Origin of the sequence: Mannheimia sp. ZY171111 (genome assembly GCF_017750945.1) — a bacterium.
GTDB classification, from domain to species: Bacteria; Pseudomonadota; Gammaproteobacteria; order Enterobacterales; family Pasteurellaceae; genus Mannheimia; species Mannheimia pernigra.
Genome location: NZ_CP046532.1, coordinates 300,463 through 320,954, shown reverse-complemented (window position 1 = coordinate 320,954; position 20,492 = coordinate 300,463). Strand labels below are relative to the sequence as shown.

Here is a 20,492-nt window from a genome sequence, read left to right as displayed (position 1 = left end):
AATAGACCGCTTACACTTTCCTCTGGGAAAGTCCTGACTTGTTATCAGAAAAAAGAGAATGATATGACCTTAAAATATGCCAAACCTGAATTGCTTTCGCCTGCAGGATCGTTGAAAAATATGCGTTATGCGTTTGCCTATGGTGCAGATGCCATTTACGCAGGGCAGCCACGCTATAGCTTGCGTGTGCGTAATAATGAATTTAATCACGAGAATTTAAAAATTGCGATTGATGAAGCTCACTCATTAGGTAAAAAATTCTATGTGGTCGTCAATATTGCACCTCATAATTCCAAATTAAAAACCTTTATTAAAGATCTAAAAGTGGTTGTGGATATGAAACCTGATGCTCTTATTATGTCGGATCCTGGTTTAATTATGCTTGTGCGTGAAAATTTTCCTGAAATGGATATTCATCTTTCAGTACAAGCAAATGCGGTAAACTGGGCAACAGTAAAATTTTGGTATCAAATGGGATTAACTCGTGTGATTTTATCGCGTGAATTATCATTAGAAGAAATTGAAGAAATTCGCCAACAAGTACCAGAGATGGAATTAGAGATTTTTGTTCACGGTGCGTTATGTATGGCTTATTCAGGTCGTTGCTTACTTTCAGGCTACATTAATAAGCGTGATCCAAACCAAGGCACTTGCACCAATGCTTGCCGTTGGGAATACAAAATGGAAGAGGGTAAAGTCGATGAAGTCGGTCAAATTGTACCGAAATACGAGTCTGAAATTGAGATCAAAAATGTCACCCCAACCTTAGGTAGCGGCGAGGCAACGGATAAAGTTTTCCTTTATACCGAATCGCAGCGTCCTGATGAGCAAATGACTGCCTTTGAAGATGAACACGGTACTTATTTTATGAACTCAAAAGATTTGCGTGCGGTACAACACGTGGAACGTTTAACCCAAATGGGCGTGCATTCGCTTAAAATTGAAGGGCGTACCAAATCATTCTATTATTGTGCAAGAACCGCTCAAGTTTATCGCAAAGCGATTGATGATGCCGCAGCGGGTAAGCCATTTGACGAGTCGTTATTAGATACGCTTGAGAGCCTTGCACATCGTGGCTATACTGAAGGTTTCTTACGTCGCCACACGCACGATGAATATCAAAATTATGAATATGGTTATTCGATTTCCGAACGCCAACAATTTGTGGGGGAGTTTACTGGCAAACGCAATGAGCAAGGTATGGCAGAAGTGGCGGTTAAAAATAAATTCTTAGTCGGCGATTCGGTGGAAATGATGACGCCAAAAGGCAATATTGTATTTAAAATCGAACGTATGCTTAATCGTAAAAATGAAAATGTAGATGCGGCACTGGGTGACGGGCATTTTGTCTTTTTAGATGTGCCACAAGATGTTGATCTGGATTTTGCCTTATTAATGCGTAACTTAGTAAATGCCAATACTCGCAATCCGCATCAAGCATAATTTCGTTTAAAATAATGTAAACCACGAAATCCAAGCTATTTCGTGGTTTATGTTTAGGTATAATAAGGCAAGATTTGCAAAAAATCAGAAAAAAAAGACCGCTTGTAAGGAAAATAAATGCTGCGTTTACTCTATATTTGTTTAAGTTATTTATTGCAGCCAATTGTACTCTTTTTAATGTGGTACAAAGGGGGGAAACAACCTGCCTATCGTAAGCGTTTATGGGAGCGTTATGGTATATATGAAGAGGCTGAAAAGCCAAAAGCAAAAGGTGTTGTGATTCATGCCGCTTCTGTGGGCGAAGTGATTGCGGCAACCCCGCTTATTAAAGCGATTGGAAAGCAATATCCTGAACTCCCACTTATTATTACAACGGTAACACCAACAGGCTCGGATCGAGTAATAGCCGCATTTGGTGATTCGGTCTCACATTTTTATTTACCTTACGATCTACCTGATGCCGTAGAGCGTTTTTTAGATTTTGTCGATCCGAAATTAATTATTGTGATTGAAACAGAGCTCTGGCCAAATTTAATCCGCAAAGCGAATAGGCGACATATTCCGTTTGTGATTGCTAATGCCAGACTATCACCTCGTTCAGCGAAACGTTATGGCTGGATTAGAGAGAGTATGAAGGATATGCTAAATCAAATTTCTCTTATTATGGCACAAGATGAAGTGAGTAAAGATCGCTATTTGGCATTAGGCTATAATCCTGCCAAAATGGTAAACACAGGCAATCTTAAATTTGATTTGGAAATCACAGCACAGCTGCGTGATCTTATCGTTGATACAAAAGAACAACTAAATTTACAAAATAGAGCGATTTGGATCGCAGCTAGTACGCATGAAGGTGAAGAAACACTTATTTTAGAAGCACATAAATTGCTCTTGCAACGCTCTCCTCACTTGTTATTAGTTCTAGTTCCGAGACATCCAGAACGTTTTGATCGTGTTGAGTTATTGATTGAAAAATCAGGGTTGAGCTATGTCAAACGCACGAATAATCAATCAGTAAGTCAAGACACCAAAGTCTTACTAGGTGATACCATTGGTGAAATGATGATACTCTATGGGCTTGCGGACATAGCTTTTGTGGGAGGGAGCTTAGTAAAGCACGGAGGGCATAATCCGCTTGAGCCAATAGTTTTTAAGATTCCTGTCATTTCAGGTTTATTCACCTATAATTTCCCCGAGATTTTTGAAAAGTTACGAGATGTTGAAGGGGTCATTGAAATAGAAAGTTCAGCAGAAATGCTAGCTGAAAAGGTGCAATTTTTACTAGAAAAACCAAGTCTTGGTCAAGAAATTGCACAGTCAGGTTTTAGTGTATTGCAAGAAAATCAAGGCGCGTTGAAACGCCATTTAGATTTGCTTGCTCCCTATATAGGTACAGAGTAGAGAAATAAAATGAGTTATACCGTTATTTATGCAGGAACCTTTGATCCAATTACGAATGGACATTTAGATATTATTTACAAGGCATCAAGGCTATTTAGTAACGTGATCGTTTCAGTGGCTAAAAACCCAAGTAAACAGCCACTCCTTAGCCTTGAAGAACGAGTTGAATTGGTAAAACAAAGTTGTGCAGAGCTTGATAATATTGAAGTGATTGGTTTTAGTGGCTTACTGGCTGATTTTGCTAAACAGCATAATGCAAAAGCTCTCATTCGAGGTATTCGTGGAGCTGATGACATCGACTATGAAATCCAACTGGCTCAATTAAATCATAAATTATCAGGCGATTTAGAAACCATTTTCTTCCCACCTTCGGTAGAATGGCGTTATCTTTCATCCACAATGGTGAGAGAGATTTATCGTCACAAGGGTGATATTAGCCAATTTGTACCACAAGCGGTCAAAAATGCACTAGACTTTACGAAAAGTAGCGGAGAGGAAATAAAATGACTCAAAAGGAACCCAATTTAATTTGGATCGACCTGGAAATGACGGGTTTAGATCCTGAAAAAGAACGCATTATTGAAATTGCAACTATAGTGACCGACAAAGATCTGAATATTCTAGCGGAAGGCCCTGTTTTGGCAATTCATCAATCTGATGAATTGTTAGGAAAAATGAGTGATTGGTGTATGAAAACTCATTCAGAAAATGGTTTAATTGAGCGTGTAAAAGCGAGCAAACTTACTGAGCGTGCGGCAGAATTACAAACCCTTGATTTCTTAAAACGCTGGGTACCGAAAGGAGCTTCGCCCATTTGCGGTAATAGTATTGCACAAGATAAACGTTTCCTTTATAAATATATGCCTGATCTGGCGGATTATTTTCACTATCGCCATTTAGATGTGAGTACTTTAAAAGAATTGGCAAAACGCTGGAAGCCAGAGATGTTAGAAAAATTCAGTAAAGGCAATACGCACTTGGCGTTAGATGATATTCGTGAGTCTATTAACGAATTGAAATTTTATCGGAAACATTTTATTAACGTAGATGAAAAATAATGGCAGCTTTACTCTCTTTTTACTGTGGAAATGAAACCAAATTACTTGAATTTGGTCAATCGTTTGCATTAGTGCTCAAAAAATATTTATTGCAAGATAGCAATCACGCTCTTGTTATTTATCTAAATGGCGACTTAGGTGCAGGTAAAACAACTTTAACTCGTAGTATTGTTAAAGCATTTGGGCATCAAGGTAATGTCAAAAGTCCAACTTATACGTTAGTTGAAGAGTATCATCTTTCCCCTTTTAATGTTTACCATTTTGACTTATATCGCTTAGCTGCCCCTGAAGAACTAGAATTTATGGGAATGCGTGATTATTTCAAACCACAAACATTGTGTTTGCTTGAATGGGCAAGTAAAGGTGAGGGAATGATTCCAGAGGCTGATTTTGTCATTCAAATTGATTATATGGATGAAGGGCGACAAATTACGGTTATTCCACAAAATCAATCTGTAGCAAAATCTTTTAGTAAATTTTAATCAAAAATAGACCGCTTGTAGGGAAGGTGATGAATAAAGTTATCAAATATATTGCTTTTAGTGCGTTGAGTTTATTAAGTTTTTCGAGTGTTGCCAAAACTATCGTAGCAATTGATGCTGGGCACGGCGGAAAAGACCCAGGAGCAATTGGGAAAAACTTAGGTATTTTAGAAAAAAATGTGACACTCGCTATCTCTAAAGAGCTAAAAGTTTTATTAGATGCTGACCCGAAATTTAAGGCGGTGATGACGCGTAATGGTGATTATTTTATTCAATTACCACAGCGTACCGAAATTGCACGGAAACATCGTGCTGATTTATTGGTTTCTATTCATGCAGATTCCTCTCCAAGAGGAGATGCCTTAAAAGGTGCTTCTGTTTGGGTGCTTTCTAATAGCCGTGCTAGTGATGAAATGGGAAAATGGTTAGAAGATCACGAAAAACAATCGGAATTACTGGGAGGGGCAGGTTCAGTGCTTGCCAGCAATAAAGAGCGTTATTTAAACCAAACAGTATTGGATTTGCAATTTTCGCATTCCCAACGTACAGGCTATGAGTTAGGTAAAACCATTTTAGACAAAATGGCAGGTCTCACCTCACTTGTTAAATCCTCTCCACAACACGCAAGTTTGAGTGTATTGCGTTCACCAGATATCCCATCAGTATTGATCGAAACAGGGTTTCTATCGAATTCAACGGAAGAGGCAAAACTGGCAAGTGAGAATTATCGTCGCCAGTTAGCGAAAGCGATTTATCAGGGGTTGGTAGCTTATCGTTATAAAAATGATTCAGACTCATTGAGCGTAAGTAAAAAAGCATATAAAAACGATAAAAAAGCGGCAACGAAAAAACAAGAGAGATCGACTAAAGTCAAGAAAGAGAAGAAAGCTTCCTCAAAAGAAACCAAGAAAGAGTCGCAGATCAAAGAGAGAACGTCTAAAAATCAGGAAAAACAGGTAAAAAATAAGGAAGACCACTCTTCTTACAAGAAAGGTGTTAAAGTATCGAATAATGGCTATCACATTGTCCAAAAAGACGAAACGGTTTACTCCATTGCCAGAGCATACGGCACAACTCCACAAAAAATTAGTGAGCTGAATAACTTAAAAAATTATCAGATTACGGTGGGGAAAAAGTTAAAAGTGAAGTAAATTGAAAGGCTGATGAATTTAATTCATCAGCCTTTTTGACTATTAAGGTACTGCCAAAATTTTGCAGTTACATAGATCATCACTTTCAAACTCGGTTATGTCTCCCGCCTTTCTATTTGGAATGGGGAATAAACGCACAGTTAGCGGTTTATTGAGCCTAAATGCCATTGTTCCTGTATCTCGCATTAATGCGGCAATTTGTTCAATACTTGCATCGCTCGGAATAGGAACTGTGTCTAAACCTATCCCACATACTGCACTGTAAGTAAGCAATGCCCTAATATCAAATTGTGATTTTTGCGTGCCTTCAGCAAGCCCTAAGTCTTCTGTAACAGCAAGCATTAAGCCAGAAAAACCCACAAGCGGTACATTTTTAACGGATTTAAACACTTTGGTGAGCAGTGATGAAGCCTCAACGGTGCCAGCTGCTCCAAAATAAGGGACACCCATTAATTCATACACTTCTGTCATTGAAGCACAATTTTTTGACGGAGCCGCAGAGCTATCAATACCTGCAAATTTAAATGTTAGTGAATCTTGTACAGATTTGACCGCCGTTAATACTTCATCAACGTGATATTGAAGTGCCTCTGCCATCACGTCATAGCATTGGCGATAGAAATCATTATGCTCAGTTTTATGTAGCCCTTTTAATACTGCCACTAATAAATCAGGTGTTTCCAAGCCAATAACGAAGCTATTTGGCAACTCGCTAGAGTGATAACTCGCAGGGAAATAAGGAATAAACGGCTTGCAATTAAAATTAACGGTAAAATTAAAGTTACCTTCGCCTCTAGGTGTAATGTCAGCAATTTGCTTCACAATTTGAGCAGATTGTAAAATTTTATCATTATCTAAAATGCCAAATTCATCGGGTTCAACATTGACACAAGCGTTAGATAAATCGCCATAATTTAGAATAAGTTCAGGCAAAAGTGCTAACTCTTGAGCCGTTTTGGCTTCTCCAATCGCAAAACGGATTCGCAATCCGCTGTCGTTTAATTCGCTCAATAAATTTTTCAGATAGGCTAAATCTTGTTTCGCTGTGTCAATATTGGTTAAATCTAAATATTCGCCAAAACTGTTAGTTACGATGCGAATAGATTGCAGTGAATAGCCTTGATTTTGGATAGCTGGCACAAGTAAATCAAATTCCGTTTTGGCAGATTTTAGAGCTATTTCCCATTGTGATTTATCTTTGGTAAGGCTGAGAAATAAGGTAATGGTTCGCACTTGGCAGAGTGCTTTATTTTGGTAGATTTGCATAGGATTTTCCTTTTTATATGTTGCGTTTTCGCAGAGAATAGCAAAAAAATAACCGCTTACACAAGCGGTTATTTTTTATCAGGATTTTGCAAATTAGCCTGTTGCTAATAGCGTTGGTAATTCAATCACAGCGTATCCAAAAATTACAAGTAAGATGCTTAAAATCATCTTTTCTGGGTTTGAAAGCGTTAATCTACCGTTGAATTTATAGTTAGAATAGAGATACAACAAAATACCTGGCACATAAAGCACAACCGAGAGCAGTAAATATTCTAATCCAGCAGCATAAACAATCCATAAGCCATAAATTGATGCCATAAAACCTGTGAGTTTAATGTACCAAGCTGCATTGGTTTGAATAGCTAATTTGAATAAATATGCTCCGATTAAAAAATACGGAATTAAAATCATTGAAGTAGAAATTAACAATAGCGTGTTATAGCTTTGTTCAAAGACAAAAACCAGCACAAGGCAGAATTGTACAACAAAACCCGTAAACCAAAGGGAATTAATGGGTGTACCGTTTTCATTTAATTTATCTAAAATTTTAGGGAATGCTCCGTTTTTTGAACCACGATAAGGCACTTCAGCAGAGTACATCGTCCAGCTGATATAAGAGGCAAGTACGGAAACAATTAAACAAGCGGTAATGATCACTTTACCAGTTGGTCCCATCATTGCATCAAGTAACGGACCCATTGATGGATTTGTCATATTCGCAATGGTTTCTCGCGGTAGAATACCGAGTGAAAGAATGGTAATTGCTACATAAAGTGCGAGTGCAATTAGAATTCCTAGTACGGTGGCTAAGCCTACATCAGAACGCTTTTTGGCGTGAGCAGAAAGTACAGAAGCACCTTCAACACCTGTAAATACCCATAATGTAATGAGCATCGTACTTTTAACTTGATCACTTACACTTTTATTCAAAGCGGTTGCTTTTACATCGGAGTTGAATAAATCCACATCAAAATACCAAACGCCTAGCCCGATAAATAGAATAAGCGGTGCAACTTTTACAAAGGTAGCAATCAGATTAACAAACGCAGCTTCTTTAATACCTCCTGCAATTAAGGCGTGAACCAGCCAGACAATAATCGATGAGCCAATAAAAGCTGCAAGCGTATTACCTTGCCCGAAAATGACTGTGCTTTCGCTATCAGTAAATACTCCTAATCCTTCAAACGCTACAGTCAAGTAGCCCACAATGCCGATAGTTGCACATAGCCAATAGCCCCAAGCTGACATAAAGCCCATCAACTCACCAAATCCCTCTCGTGCATAGGTGTAAATACCGCCGTCGAGATCAGGGCGAAGTCGGGAAATGAAGAAAAATGATAAGCCTAAAAAGACAATACCCACGCCCGTAATTAGCCAACCAATCGTAATTGCTTCAGCCCCAGCCACTTCCGCCATATTTTGAGGCAAGCTGAAAATGCCTGAGCCAATCATTGAGCTTAACACGAGGGCGGTAAGCGAGAGTAATCCTATTTTTTTATTTGACATAAGGTTTCCTTACTTTAAATTTTTTGCAAGTGTTTCAATATATTCCACACCAATACCACAGCAACCACCAATAATAGTTGCCCCTTGTTCAGTCCATTTTTTTGCCCAAGCTAAGTAAGCATCGGGATCTAAATCTTTACGCACTTCATCTAAACCATCATTTGCGGTTGCATCTTTGGGCTGTGGAGCAAAGGCATTCGCATAAGCCCCGATGCGAATATGATTGGCTTTTAGTTCTGCTAAGGTTTTTTGTGTCACCGCCAACGCCTTGCTTATCACCTCAGGTTGACAACAATTAAATAAAATGGCTTGCACATCTAATGCTACCATTTTTTCTATTGCTTGTTTTACATTTTCGCCTGATCGAAGTTGTGGTTCTGGGGTTGGTTCGTCATCGATAAGAGTAAAAGAGACCCAAAGTGGGCGATTGTCTTTGGGTAATAATGCCTTGATTGAAATGGGTTCAATAATCGCACTTTGGGTTTCGCATAACCAAATATCCACATAAGGTGAAAGACCATCAATTAATGGTTGAGCAATTTCAGTAAAACGCTCGGCTTTAATTAGATCGGCTCGGTAAGAACCAAACATTGGCGGTAGAGATCCTGCAATTTGAGTTGCAAAATTTCCTGAATTTTTGACCGCTTGTTTTGCAAGACGGCCAGCTAAATCCGCCAAACTTTTGCCATCAGCAGCAAAACGTTTTTCGCCGATATGAAAAGGCACAACGGCGTAGCTATTGGTAGTAATAACTTCAGCCCCATTGGCAATGAAATCCTCGTGAACGGCTTGTACAAAGTGCGAGCCTTCATAGAGTGCAGCTGCTGACCATTCTGGCTGATGGAAAGGTGCGTTACGACGCATTAATTCACGGCTCATTCCACCGTCTAATATCGTGATTGACATAAAATTTCCTCATTGAAAGGTAAGACCATAAAAAATAAATTCGAGCAGTTTACAGGTTTTTTGGCATAAGTGCTTATAACTAAATAGTATAAATTAGATTTTTGGTGAAATTTTTATAGCTGGCTTGATTCAAGATAAATTAAGAAAGCACGTTTTGCCAGATGGTTTATGTTGTTATCGGATCGATTGGGTTATAGAATGCTATTGGTTTACAGTTCAGACCAGTTGATAGGTTTTAAGGATAAAAGATGAAGAAATTTTTAATTGCTACTTTAATTGTAGTGGTGGCAGGTGGCGCTTATTTATGGCACTACATACAGAGCGAGCGTACCGAATTATCGGGTATTGCGTCGGTAAATGGGCGGTTAGAATTAGAACGCTTAGATGTTGCTACGCTTTATGCAGGAAAAGTGGAAGAAATTTTGGTTAAAGAGGGGCAAAATGTTGAGAAAAACCAACCGCTTGTACGATTCTCTTCTACCCAATCAGAAAGCCAAGTCATTTTTGCAGAAGCGCAAATTTCTGCTGCAAAAGCACAAGTAGAAAGTGCGAAAGCCCAAAAATTACGGGCAGAAGAAGCCGTTGCCCGTGCTTTAGCAGAAATGAGTGCTCAACAGCAACAAGCCTCAGTGGCCAAATTAGAATTGGATAATGCGAAAAAATTACGCCGTGAGAATTTAGTGTCTGCCAGTGAATTAGAACGTCGTCAGGCAAGTTATAAAGCAGCGTTAGCAGCGGTTGAAACGGCAAAAGCTGCCAAAGCAGAAGCACAAGCTGCGGTTAATCAGGCTCAGGCAGTCATTTCTCAAGCAGAAGCAAATGTGAATCAGGCAGAGGCTGCGGCTAACCAAGCCTCTTCACAAAATGATGATATGTTAATTAAAGCCCCGATTGCAGGTAGAGTAGAGTATCGTATTGTTGATGTCGGTAATGTAGTGGGTATGGGGGCAAAAGTGGTGAGTTTGCTCGATACTAAAGAGGTTTACCTAAATGTATTTTTACCCGCTTATCAATCAAATAATGTCAACATAGGCGAAGAAGCTCGTATTAAAATTGATGGTGTAGATTACCTTTTTCCTGCTCAAATTAGCTATGTTGCAAGTGAAGCACAATTTACGCCAAAATCTGTAGAGACAGCGGAAGAACGCACAAAATTAATGTTTAAAGTGAAGTTACAGATTCCAGCGGAAATTGCTCAGCAATATGTTGGCTTTTTCAAAGGCGGTATGACAGCAATGGGCTATGTGAAATATGATAAAAGCGTAGATTGGCCTGAAACATTATCTGTAAAGCTGCCAGAGAGCCGATAAATGATGACTGAGCTTGCGGTTAAAATAAGCAATCTTCGCCATACTTATAAAAATACCGTGGCGGTTGATAATGTTTCACTTGAAATTCCTAAAGGCAGAACAGTTGGTCTTATTGGCCCTGATGGTATGGGGAAATCTACGCTACTCTCTCTCATTGCAGGGGTGAAAATTCTTCAGCAAGGCGAAGTTTCGGTCTTTGGTTTAGATGTATCAAATGCGAAAGATAGGGAGATTTTAACCCATAAAGTGGCGTTTATGCCGCAAGGGCTAGGCAAAAATCTTTATCTCACACTGTCTATTTATGAAAATATTGATTTTCACGCTCGAATGTTTGGCTTATCTCCAAGCCAGCGAAAAGCACGAATTCATCGTCTGTTAAAAGCAACAGGTCTTTTGCCATTTGCAGATAGGGCAGCTGGCAAACTTTCGGGAGGAATGAAGCAAAAGCTTAGTCTTTGTTGTGCTTTAGTGCATAGCCCCGAGCTGCTCATTTTAGATGAACCGACAACAGGGGTTGATCCGCTTTCACGTCGGCAATTTTGGGCGTTGGTTGAAGAGTTACGTGCCGAAACGCCTGATATGACGGTGATTATCGCCACCGCCTACATCGATGAAGCAGAAGGCTTTGAATATGTGATTGCGATGGACGATGGCAAGTTAATTGTTGATAAACCTACTCAAACCGTCATTGCTGAAACAAATAGCCAAAATTTAGAACAAGCCTATATTAAATTATTACCGCCTGAAAAACGAGGTGCGGTCGATGGCTTGGTTATTCCATCTTTTGAACCACTAAAAGATGAGCCGCCTGTTATTGTAGCTGAAGGCTTAACTAAGAAATTCGGCGATTTTGTTTCGGTAGATAATGTGAGCTTCGTGATTCCTAAAGGCGAAATTTTTGGCTTTTTAGGCTCTAATGGCTGCGGTAAATCCACGACAATGAAAATGCTAACAGGCTTACTTGAACCAACAGAAGGTATGGCACTATTGCTTGGTCAGCCGATTGATGCGAGTAATATCGATACCCGAAAGCGAGTGGGCTATATGTCACAAGCTTTTTCACTTTATGAAGAGCTGACTGTGCGAGAAAATCTGGAGTTACACGCTAAACTTTACCAAATTCCGCGTAGTGAATGGTCGCATTATGTGAATAATGTGATGAATCAATTTGATCTTGCTCATTTAGCCGAAGAAAAGCCGTTATCTTTGCCACTTGGTATTCGCCAACGCTTACAACTTGCCGCAGCGTGTTTGCATCAGCCTGAAGTGCTGATCTTAGATGAACCGACTTCTGGGGTTGATCCCGCCGCTCGTGATATGTTTTGGGAGTATTTAATTAAACTTTCCAGAGAAGATCGTATTACGATTTTTGTGACAACCCACTTTATGAATGAGGCGGCTCGTTGCGATCGTATTTCCTTTATGCACAGAGGAAAAGTGCTTGGGGTTGGCACGCCTGAAGAATTAAGAATAGTAAAAAATGCGAAAACGCTTGAAGAAGCCTTTATTGTTTATTTAGAAGAACAAGCCGATGAGGTCACTGCACCGAAACAAATAGTTGATACAAACGAGCAAGAAAATGACTCATTACAAGCGGTCAAAAATCAGAAATTTTTTGCAAATGGGTTGAGTGTCGTTTGGACTTTTGCGGTGCGTGAAGGTAAAGAACTGTTAAGAGATAATATACGCTTATTATTTGCTTTACTTGGTCCGTTAGTGATGTTATTGGCTATGGGATCAAGCATTTCTTTTGATATAAGACCGTTAAATTTTACCGTGCTTGATCACGATAATAGCTCGGAGAGCCGTAAATTGATTGAAGCCTTTTCTGGCTCGCCTTATTTTATTCGTCAAGACAATATTTATTCTATAGATGATATAAACCTTAGTTTACAAACAGGAAAAGCAAAATTAGTGTTAGAAATCCCATCTGATTTTGGACGTGATTTATTAGCCCAAAGAATGCCTGAAGTTGGTTTGTTTATTGATGGGGCATATCCAAGTACGGCAGAAAATTTACGAGGTTCGGCACAAGGGGTTATCGGGCAATATATGCAGGAAATGTTAAGAGAAAATGGCATTAGTGCAAACATTCCCTCTGCAACAGAACCTAGAATGATCTATAACCAAGATTTCAAAAGCGTTTTTGCTATGACACCTGGTATTATTATGCTTGCGATGATGCTTGTCCCCCCAATGATGACCGCACTGAGTGTGGTAAGGGAAAAAGAGATGGGAACAATTATGAATCTTTATGGCTCACCCGCTTCTCAGTTCCAGTTTTTATTGGGCAAACAACTTCCTTATATTGCACTTTCGTTTATCAGCTATTTAATTATGGTACTGGCAGCTATTTTTGTATTTGGTGTGCCGATTAAAGGTTCAGTAACTGCTATGTTTTTAGGGGTGATATTAGCAATTTGTGCTTCCACTGGCTTTGGCTTGTTAGTTTCTAGCTTTGTGAAATCGCAAGTAGCTGCAATTTTTGCTGCGGCAATTATTTCGATTGTGCCAACCATTAACTTCTCGGGAATGATGTATCCAGTTTCTCGCTTAGATGAAAATGTGCAACTGGTTTCAATGATTTTCCCTGGGGCGTGGTTTCAGCAAATCAGCTTAGGCGGATTTACTAAAGGGCTTGGATTTACGGATTTTATTCAACCCTATTTGGCGTTGGCGATTATCTATGCCGTTTATCTTGCGCTAGCAACTTTTGCGTTGAAAAAACAGGAGAAATAAATGAACCGTTGGTTTAAAAATGTTGGTTTCCTCGCATTTAAAGAGTTGAAAAGTTTATTTAGTGATAAGGTTTTGGTTTTACTCATTATCTATATGTTTTCATTTGCCATTATTACGATTGCTAAACAGGGAATGACCGATGTTAAAAATGGATCAGTTGGCATTATTAATTATGATCATTCGGCACTATCTTACCGCTTGAAAGATGCGTTAATTCCCCCTTATTTTAAAACAGTGGAGGATATTGAGCCTAAAGCAGTTGATCGTGCAATGGATGTAGGTCAATATACCTTTATTGTAGAAATTCCCCCAAATTATCAACGAGACACCCTAGCTGGAAAAGAGCCCAAAGTGCAATTATTAGTTGATGCAACAGCAATGACACAAGCAAATATAGGGGCTTATTACATCAGTCAAATTTTTAACCAAGAAATTCAACGTTTTGTTGGCTCTAGAGCGTTGCCTATTCCATTTAATACTGCAATCAATGTGCTATATAATCCTAATTATGATACTGCTTGGTTTATGGGAGCAGGGCAAATTGTGGGTAACCTTACATTATTAACTTTGCTACTTTCAGGCTCTGCAGTAATTCGGGAAAGAGAACGTGGCACAATAGAACATTTATTGGTTATGCCCGTTCGTTCAAGTGAAATTGCTGTATCAAAAATTCTTGCTAATGGTGTAATACTGTTAATTGTTACTTTACTCTCACTGAAATTTATTGTTTCAGGCTTTCTCGGTGCGCCAATAAGTAATCAACAAATCGCTATTTTTATTTTAGGGGTAGCCATTTTTCTGTTTTCTATTGCTTCATTAGGGATTTTATTGGCGGTATTTGCACCGACAATGCCACAATTTGGTTTGCTTTGTATTCCAATCTATTTAGTGATGTATATGCTTTCAGGAGCAAATTCCCCGCTTGAAAATATGCCACAGCTAGCACAACAATTAACGCAGTTCTCGCCGACAACCATTCTTGGCAGTTATGCTCAAGATGTGTTATTTCGCAATGCAAGCTTAGATTTGGTCTGGCTACACTTAGTAAAAATGGCATTAATTGGAGCGGTTTTCTTAAGCATCGCACTAATGCAATTTAAATCTATGTTATCTAAACAAGGATAAAAAATGAACATTTATAACTTATCGACAATTGCAATTTTTACTGCTTTTTTGACCGCTTGTAGCAGTATTAAGGTCGATACCCACTCTTCTGTTGAAATACCAGTTGAGTTTGATAAAACCCAAGTAGCTAAAGGGTCGAATGAAATTCAGCAATGGTGGAGAAACTGGAACGATCCACAATTAACCGCCTTAATTGAAAAAGGATTAGCGAACAGTCTTGATATTAAATTAGCTCAAGCCCGATTAGCAGAAGCTCGAGCTAATAGTGAATATACTGAAGCTGATAAGGGCATCAATGTTGGGGCAAGTGGCTCTGTTGGTGGTGGAATGATGGATATGAACACAGGGCTGTTTGATCCCAAACGAGCTGGGATGACAACGGCACAAGGCGGTATTTCTGCTTCTTGGGAGCCTGATTTTTTCGGCAAAAAACGTAGTGATGCTGATGCGGCAAAAGCTGGAATGTTAGGACGCCAAGAGCAAGTTTATGGTACTCAACTTTTAGTTTCTAGCAGCATTGCAGAAAATTATTTCAAAATTTATGCGATCGACCAGCAACAAGAGATCCTTCGCAAAAATGTGGCTATGTTAGAAGAATTACATCGTTATATTCAAGGGCGTTTTAATGCGGGCCAGGCAACGGCGTATGAAATCAGTGAAATTAAAGCTCAAATTATCGCCTTTCAGGCTCAGCAATCAACTTTGCAATCACAATCTGATGCTCTCCAACGTAATATTGCGGTATTAGTTGGCGCTGTGCCGCAAGGCTTTCACATCGTGAAAAGTGGCAACCCGTTAGCGAAAATTCCTGATAGCCCAAGCGGACAAATGCCAAGCTCCGTCATTGCACGCCGCCCTGATATAAGAGCGAATGCCCGCCAGGTGGAGGCAATGTCGGCTAAGTTAGCCAGTGCGAAGGCAGATCTTTACCCTCGCTTTGATATTCAGTTTTTAGGGCAAGGCGGCTACATTAAAATCAATAATGATTTATCGCCAATTTCCGCTTTAGCTAATTTAGTCAGCCTCGGTATAAAATTGCCCATTTTTACTAATGGCAGAATTCAAGCAAATATTAATGCCTCAGATGCTCGCTTGCAAGCAGCGATGATTGAGTATGATAATAGCCTCTTGAAAGCACTTGGCGAGGTAGATTCTGCTTATCAGCAGCAATCAAGTCTAACTAATCAAAGCCTATTACTACAAAATGTAGTACGACAAGCACAAAAACAGGCAAGTGATGCCCAAAGTTTGTTTAAATATGGTGAGAAAACATTAGATGTTGCTATTAGAGCCAGAATGGCTGTGCTAAGTTATCAACAGCAACTGGTGCAATCTCAGCTTTCACAAGCCTTGAATTTAATTGATCTGTATAAAGCACTCGGTGGTGGGTGGAGATTGCTTACAAGCGGTTAGATTTTTTGTGATTTTTGCAAAAAAGCAAACAAAAATGACCGCTTGTAAGGCGATCATTTTTATTAGATAAACGATTATTTCTTTCCCTATTCTTTGCCGTAGTAGGCTTTCGTCATAATTGCTTCCATATCTTCAATCATTGCTAAACGAGGGTTTGCTGGCGTGCATTGATCTTCAAATGCGTGTAGAGCAAGCTCTCGGCGAGCATTTAGGAATGCTTGTTCATCAACGCCTTGCTCACGTAATGACATTTTTACCCCACAACGCATAGCTAAATTATGCACCGCTTTAGCGTAGGATTCCACCCCTTGTTCGGGTGTTTCAGCGGGTAAACCAAGCATTCTTGCAATATCTTGGAAACGAATATCTGCCACATAGTGAGTATATTTTGGCCAAGTTGCCACTTTGGTTGGGCGAGTGCCGTTATAGCGAATAACGTGTGGAAGTAAAATAGCATTGGTTCTGCCGTGAATGGTGTGGAATTTGCCTCCGATTTTGTGTGCCATAGAGTGACAAATACCTAAGAATGCGTTAGCAAATGCCATACCCGCCATAGTTGAAGCATTGTGCATTTTTTCACGTGCAGCTTCGTCAAACTCTTTCACCGATTTCTCTAAGTTTTCAAATACTAATTTGATCGCTTGTAACGCCAAGCCGTTCGTATAGTCGTTGGCTAAAATCGACGTGTAGGCTTCGGTTGCGTGAGTTAATACGTCTAAACCCGTATCTGCTGCCACGTGAGACGGCACGGACATTACCAATGCTGGATCAACAATCGCAATAGTAGGTGTGAGAGAATAATCTGCGAGTGGATATTTAATATCGCCATCGGTAATTACTGCAAATGGAGTGACTTCGGAGCCAGTGCCTGAAGTGGTTGGAATACCGACAAATTTCGCTTTTCTGCCTAATTGTGGAAATTTGAACGCACGTTTGCGAATATCCATAAATTTTTGCACTAAATCACGGAAATCCACATCAGGTTGCTCATAGAATAGCCACATAATTTTGGCTGCGTCCATTGGTGAACCACCGCCTAATGCAATAATCGTATCTGGCTGGAAGCTACGCATTAATTCCGTGCCACGTTGTACGGTTTGCAAGCTTGGGTTTGGTTCAACATCGGTGAAAAGCTGGATCATTACTTGATTACGGCGTTGGCGTAGTTGTTCTGTAATTCTATCAACAAAGCCTAGATCTACCATTGAACGGTCGGTCACGATCATCACTTTATGCACATCGTGCATTGATTTTAAATATTGAATTGAATCACGCTCAAAGTAGATTTTTGATGGCACTTTAAACCATTGCATATTATTTCTCCGTCTGCCCACACGTTTGATATTGATTAAGTTCACTGCACTTACGTTGTTGCCCACGGAGTTTTTGCCGTAAGAGCCACAACCTAAGGTGAGCGATGGGAGGAAAGAGTTATACACATCACCGATACCGCCGAAAGTAGATGGTGAATTCCAAATTACACGAATCGCTTTCACACGTTCACCGAATATTTTCGCTAGCTCTTTGTTTTCAGTATGGATGGCGGCACTATGCCCTAAACCGTGGAAATTGACCATTGCCTCAGAAAGCGCCAGACCGTGTTCAGTGGAGTTAGATTTGAGCAAGGCTAATACGGGTGAAAGCTTTTCTCGTGTGAGCGGTTCACCCTCGCCGACAAAAGCACATTCCGCTAATAAAATGTTAGTTTTTTCTGGCACTTTAAAACCAGCTTGTTCAGCAATCCAAGCGGCAGGTTTACCTACTACCGCAGAATTCAGTTTTGCACCCGCACAGTTTTCATCTTTCGCTTTATCTATACCGAAAATATATTTTTCAAGTAAGGCTTTCTCTTTTTTATTTACCAAGTAAACGCCGTAAGATTGCATTTCTTTCACAAAATCGGCGTAAATTTCTTTATCTACAATCGCCGCTTGTTCAGATGCACAGATCATACCGTTGTCGAAAGATTTAGACATCACAATATCATATACAGCTTGTTTTACTTTAGCTGTTTTCTCTACATAAGCTGGAACATTGCCAGCACCAACACCTAATGCGGGTTTTCCGCAAGAGTAAGCAGCTTCTACCATTGCGTTACCGCCTGTAGCTAATATAGTTGCAATACCTGAATGTTTCATTAAGGCTGAAGTACCTTCCATTGAAGGTTGTGTAATCCATTGCACACAATGTTCTGGTGCACCTGCAGCAACCGCGGCATCACGCACAATTTGAGCGGCGTGGGCAGAGCATTGTTGAGCTGATGGGTGGAAAGCGAAAATGATAGGGTTACGAGTTTTAAGAGCGATTAATGCTTTGAAAATGGTCGTAGAAGTAGGATTGGTTGTTGGCGTGATTCCACAAATGACACCGACTGGGTCAGCAATTTCAGTGATACCCGTCACATCATCTTCGCTAATTACACCAGCTGTTTTTAAATGTCGCATATTATTGACAACATACTCACAGGCGAACAGGTTTTTAGTGGCTTTGTCTTCAAATACACCTCGCCCAGTTTCTTCATAAGCGTGCATTGCTAAAATACCATGCTTATCTAGTGCTGCAACAGAGGCTTTGGCTACAATAAAATCAATTTGTTCTTGATTAAGTTTTCTAAACTCATCAAGGGATTGTAAGCCTTTCTCGACAAGTGAATTGACTTCTGCTTGGGCATCAAATGCTTGGGTGCTTTTAATCATAGTTTATTTCCTCATAAGATTTTAAATTTTTTAACTGATGAAATTATTACCCAAAAGAGTTATTTTGTCGTTAAAAATCAGCAAGGTTTTATCATTGATTTGATCTATGTCAATATTTTTTAAGTTATATATATGCTATAAAAAGCAAGAAATACGATATAAGTATTTGGGTAGAAAAAAGCTGTTTTGGGGTTAAATATAACCAGAAATCAGCGATTATTTTTGGCAGTTCAAGTAAAAAGTGGTAGGATGGACCATTTATTATGGTGTTTTAATTTTAGAATTTATGAAAGATATTTTACGCATTGCAACACGTCAAAGCCCTTTGGCTTTATGGCAGGCTAATTTTGTAAAAAATGAATTGGAAAAACATTTTTCACAATTATCGGTTGAATTGGTGCCGATAACAACCAAAGGTGATGTGATTTTAGACACTCCACTGGCAAAAATTGGTGGAAAAGGCTTATTTGTTAAAGAGTTGGAATTAGCGTTGTTGCAAAATAGAGCCGATATAGCTGTGCATTCAATGAAAGATGTGCCAATGAGCTTTCCTGAAGGATTGGGTTTGGCGGTAATTTGTGAGCGTGAAGATCCTCGAGATGCGTTTATTTCCAATAAATACCCGAGTTTAGATGATTTACCCCAAGGTGCGGTGGTTGGCACATCGAGTTTACGTCGCCAGTGCCAGTTAATGGCGAAATACCCTAATTTAGACGTCAAATCATTGCGTGGTAATGTGGGAACTCGTTTAAGTAAATTAGATAATGGTGAGTACGATGCGATTATTTTAGCCTCTGCGGGTTTAATTCGTTTAGGGTTACAAGAGCGAATTCGTAGCTACATTTCTGTTGAGCAATCTCTACCCGCTGTAGGGCAAGGTGCTGTAGGAATTGAAACTAGAATTGACGATGAGCGAGTGCTAAGTTATGTTGCAAAATTAAATCATAATTTAACCGCTTGTTGTGTGATGGCTGAGCGTGCAATGAATAACCGATTACAAGGTGGCTGCCAAGTGCCAATTGGAGGTTTTGCAACATTATCAGGTGATGAAATTACGCTGAACGCTTTAGTCGGTGCGTTAGATGGTTCACAAATTATTCGGGCTTCTGCTAAGGGACATAAAGATGATGCTGAGCAATTAGGCATTGCCGTTGCAGATCAGTTACTTGCAGAAGGTGCAGATAAAATTTTAGCGGAAGTTTATAGCCATAATCTCATCAAATAAAATGAATGTACTTGTCACACGCCCAGATAGCCGAGGGCAGGAATTAGTCGATATGCTAAATGAACGACAAATTTTTGCCGTGCATCAGCCATTATTCACCATTGAGGCGGGTAGAGAATTACCTATGTTGCCTTCTGTGTTATCTCGTCTTAAATCGGGCGATTATGTTTTTGTCGTCTCGCCGAATGCAGTCGATTATGCGGTTAAAACATTAATAGATACGGGGTTTCACTTTCGTTCAGATTTGAAATATTTTGCAGTAGGGCAACGAACGTCGAAATATTTTACAGAAAAAGCTGAACAAGCGGTTATTTATCCGCTAGAATCAGAAAATAGTGAAGGTGTTTTGGCTCTGCCAGATATGCAAAATCTAACCGATAAAACCATTTTGATTTTAAGAGGAAATGCTGGGCGTGAGCTATTGGCTGAAACCGCAATCCTACGAGGGGCAACAATTCAATATTTGGAATGTTATCGTAGAGAATCGGTTGCTGTCGATATTCCTGAAAAAATCAGCGTATGTAAGCGTTTAGGCATAGATACTATTGTGATAACCAGTAGCGAAATTTTAAAAAGCCTTTATGAGCAAACAAATGAAAATTGTCGAGAGTGGCTATTTGAGTGTAATCTTGTAGTTGTAAGCCAACGTATTGGCAAAATTGCTATGCAAATGGGCTGGCAAGCAGAGAAAATTTTTGTATCAGATAAAGCTGATAATGTAACATTGATGAATACATTATTATTTAAAGTTGACAAATATAACTAACTAAG

At 39.5% G+C, this 20,492-nt stretch carries 16 protein-coding genes; 12 read left to right on the top strand and 4 right to left on the bottom strand.

Annotated features, from left to right (window positions below; translation table 11 throughout):
* Positions 1-63 precede the first annotated feature (63 nt).
* The 6 genes from yegQ to GM698_RS01455 all read left to right on the top strand — a co-directional run bounded on the left by yegQ (position 64) and on the right by GM698_RS01455 (position 5,535).
* Positions 64-1,443 (top strand): tRNA 5-hydroxyuridine modification protein YegQ, encoded by a 1,380-nt coding sequence (yegQ, locus tag GM698_RS01480; protein WP_209289542.1) that lies wholly within the window; start codon positions 64-66, stop codon positions 1,441-1,443.
* 117 nt (positions 1,444-1,560) lie between these two features.
* The gene (gene waaA / locus GM698_RS01475; RefSeq protein ID WP_176808116.1) at positions 1,561-2,844 is read left to right on the top strand and encodes a lipid IV(A) 3-deoxy-D-manno-octulosonic acid transferase; all 1,284 of its coding nucleotides are present in this window, start codon (positions 1,561-1,563) and stop codon (positions 2,842-2,844) included.
* Between the two features lie 9 nt (positions 2,845-2,853).
* The gene (coaD, locus tag GM698_RS01470) at positions 2,854-3,351 is read left to right on the top strand and encodes a pantetheine-phosphate adenylyltransferase (RefSeq protein WP_176808117.1); all 498 of its coding nucleotides are present in this window, start codon (positions 2,854-2,856) and stop codon (positions 3,349-3,351) included.
* Complete coding sequence (gene orn / locus GM698_RS01465) at positions 3,348-3,902, top strand: oligoribonuclease (RefSeq protein WP_176808118.1); 555 nt, start codon at positions 3,348-3,350, stop codon at positions 3,900-3,902. The genes coaD and orn overlap by 4 nt, the downstream gene beginning before the upstream one ends.
* Positions 3,902-4,384 carry a tRNA (adenosine(37)-N6)-threonylcarbamoyltransferase complex ATPase subunit type 1 TsaE gene (gene tsaE / locus GM698_RS01460; RefSeq protein ID WP_159629401.1) on the top strand — a complete coding sequence of 161 codons (483 nt, stop codon included), beginning with the start codon at positions 3,902-3,904 and terminating at the stop codon, positions 4,382-4,384. Before orn ends, tsaE begins: the two co-directional genes overlap by 1 nt.
* A gap of 29 nt (positions 4,385-4,413) precedes the next feature.
* Positions 4,414-5,535 carry an N-acetylmuramoyl-L-alanine amidase gene (locus GM698_RS01455; RefSeq protein WP_209289541.1) on the top strand — a complete coding sequence of 374 codons (1,122 nt, stop codon included), beginning with the start codon at positions 4,414-4,416 and terminating at the stop codon, positions 5,533-5,535.
* A 42-nt stretch (positions 5,536-5,577) separates the two neighbouring features.
* On the opposite strand, the gene GM698_RS01450 is transcribed toward GM698_RS01455, so the two are convergent.
* The 3 genes from GM698_RS01450 to GM698_RS01440 form a co-directional block, all read right to left on the bottom strand.
* Complete coding sequence (locus GM698_RS01450; RefSeq protein WP_176812388.1) at positions 5,578-6,801, bottom strand: DUF711 family protein; 1,224 nt, start codon at positions 6,799-6,801, stop codon at positions 5,578-5,580.
* Between the two features lie 93 nt (positions 6,802-6,894).
* The gene (locus tag GM698_RS01445) at positions 6,895-8,307 is read right to left on the bottom strand and encodes a basic amino acid/polyamine antiporter (protein WP_159629405.1); all 1,413 of its coding nucleotides are present in this window, start codon (positions 8,305-8,307) and stop codon (positions 6,895-6,897) included.
* A gap of 9 nt (positions 8,308-8,316) precedes the next feature.
* A complete protein-coding gene (locus GM698_RS01440) occupies positions 8,317-9,213 on the bottom strand; it encodes a homocysteine S-methyltransferase family protein (protein WP_176809776.1) in 897 nt (298 codons plus the stop codon).
* 248 nt (positions 9,214-9,461) lie between these two features.
* On the opposite strand from GM698_RS01440, the gene GM698_RS01435 reads away from it, so the two are divergent.
* From GM698_RS01435 to GM698_RS01420, 4 genes are read left to right on the top strand one after another with little or no spacing between them, the layout of a single operon-like run.
* Positions 9,462-10,523, top strand: a complete 1,062-nt coding sequence (locus GM698_RS01435; RefSeq protein ID WP_209289540.1) for an HlyD family secretion protein — start codon at positions 9,462-9,464, stop codon at positions 10,521-10,523.
* 3 nt (positions 10,524-10,526) lie between these two features.
* Positions 10,527-13,262 (top strand): ribosome-associated ATPase/putative transporter RbbA, encoded by a 2,736-nt coding sequence (rbbA, locus tag GM698_RS01430; RefSeq protein WP_371739917.1) that lies wholly within the window; start codon positions 10,527-10,529, stop codon positions 13,260-13,262.
* Positions 13,263-14,387 carry an ABC transporter permease gene (locus GM698_RS01425; RefSeq protein ID WP_176812391.1) on the top strand — a complete coding sequence of 375 codons (1,125 nt, stop codon included), beginning with the start codon at positions 13,263-13,265 and terminating at the stop codon, positions 14,385-14,387.
* A gap of 3 nt (positions 14,388-14,390) precedes the next feature.
* The gene (locus GM698_RS01420; protein WP_209289538.1) at positions 14,391-15,800 is read left to right on the top strand and encodes an efflux transporter outer membrane subunit; all 1,410 of its coding nucleotides are present in this window, start codon (positions 14,391-14,393) and stop codon (positions 15,798-15,800) included.
* Positions 15,801-15,886: 86 nt separating this feature from the next.
* On the opposite strand, the gene adhE is transcribed toward GM698_RS01420, so the two are convergent.
* On the bottom strand, positions 15,887-18,496 hold the full coding sequence (adhE, locus tag GM698_RS01415; RefSeq protein WP_209289537.1) for a bifunctional acetaldehyde-CoA/alcohol dehydrogenase: 2,610 nt from the start codon (positions 18,494-18,496) through the stop codon (positions 15,887-15,889).
* A gap of 286 nt (positions 18,497-18,782) precedes the next feature.
* On the opposite strand from adhE, the gene hemC reads away from it, so the two are divergent.
* Together hemC and GM698_RS01405 are read left to right on the top strand one after the other, a co-directional pair.
* A complete protein-coding gene (hemC, locus tag GM698_RS01410) occupies positions 18,783-19,721 on the top strand; it encodes a hydroxymethylbilane synthase (RefSeq protein ID WP_209289536.1) in 939 nt (312 codons plus the stop codon).
* A gap of 1 nt (position 19,722) precedes the next feature.
* Positions 19,723-20,487: a uroporphyrinogen-III synthase gene (locus GM698_RS01405; protein ID WP_159629415.1), complete on the top strand. Its 765-nt coding sequence runs from the start codon at positions 19,723-19,725 to the stop codon at positions 20,485-20,487.
* The last annotated feature ends 5 nt before the right edge of the window (positions 20,488-20,492 follow it).

Excerpts from the sequence above, each read along its gene's own strand:
- yegQ (WP_209289542.1), top strand. The coding sequence starts at position 64 with ATGACCTTAAAATATGCCAAACCTGAATTGCTTTCGCCTGCAGGATCG.
- waaA (WP_176808116.1), top strand. The coding sequence starts at position 1,561 with ATGCTGCGTTTACTCTATATTTGTTTAAGTTATTTATTGCAGCCAATT.
- coaD (WP_176808117.1), top strand. The coding sequence starts at position 2,854 with ATGAGTTATACCGTTATTTATGCAGGAACCTTTGATCCAATTACGAAT.
- orn (WP_176808118.1), top strand. The coding sequence starts at position 3,348 with ATGACTCAAAAGGAACCCAATTTAATTTGGATCGACCTGGAAATGACG.
- tsaE (WP_159629401.1), top strand. The coding sequence starts at position 3,902 with ATGGCAGCTTTACTCTCTTTTTACTGTGGAAATGAAACCAAATTACTT.
- GM698_RS01455 (WP_209289541.1), top strand. The coding sequence starts at position 4,414 with ATGAATAAAGTTATCAAATATATTGCTTTTAGTGCGTTGAGTTTATTA.
- GM698_RS01450 (WP_176812388.1), bottom strand. The coding sequence starts at position 6,801 with ATGCAAATCTACCAAAATAAAGCACTCTGCCAAGTGCGAACCATTACC.
- GM698_RS01445 (WP_159629405.1), bottom strand. The coding sequence starts at position 8,307 with ATGTCAAATAAAAAAATAGGATTACTCTCGCTTACCGCCCTCGTGTTA.
- GM698_RS01440 (WP_176809776.1), bottom strand. The coding sequence starts at position 9,213 with ATGTCAATCACGATATTAGACGGTGGAATGAGCCGTGAATTAATGCGT.
- GM698_RS01435 (WP_209289540.1), top strand. The coding sequence starts at position 9,462 with ATGAAGAAATTTTTAATTGCTACTTTAATTGTAGTGGTGGCAGGTGGC.
- rbbA (WP_371739917.1), top strand. The coding sequence starts at position 10,527 with ATGACTGAGCTTGCGGTTAAAATAAGCAATCTTCGCCATACTTATAAA.
- GM698_RS01425 (WP_176812391.1), top strand. The coding sequence starts at position 13,263 with ATGAACCGTTGGTTTAAAAATGTTGGTTTCCTCGCATTTAAAGAGTTG.
- GM698_RS01420 (WP_209289538.1), top strand. The coding sequence starts at position 14,391 with ATGAACATTTATAACTTATCGACAATTGCAATTTTTACTGCTTTTTTG.
- adhE (WP_209289537.1), bottom strand. The coding sequence starts at position 18,496 with ATGATTAAAAGCACCCAAGCATTTGATGCCCAAGCAGAAGTCAATTCA.
- hemC (WP_209289536.1), top strand. The coding sequence starts at position 18,783 with ATGAAAGATATTTTACGCATTGCAACACGTCAAAGCCCTTTGGCTTTA.
- GM698_RS01405 (WP_159629415.1), top strand. The coding sequence starts at position 19,723 with ATGAATGTACTTGTCACACGCCCAGATAGCCGAGGGCAGGAATTAGTC.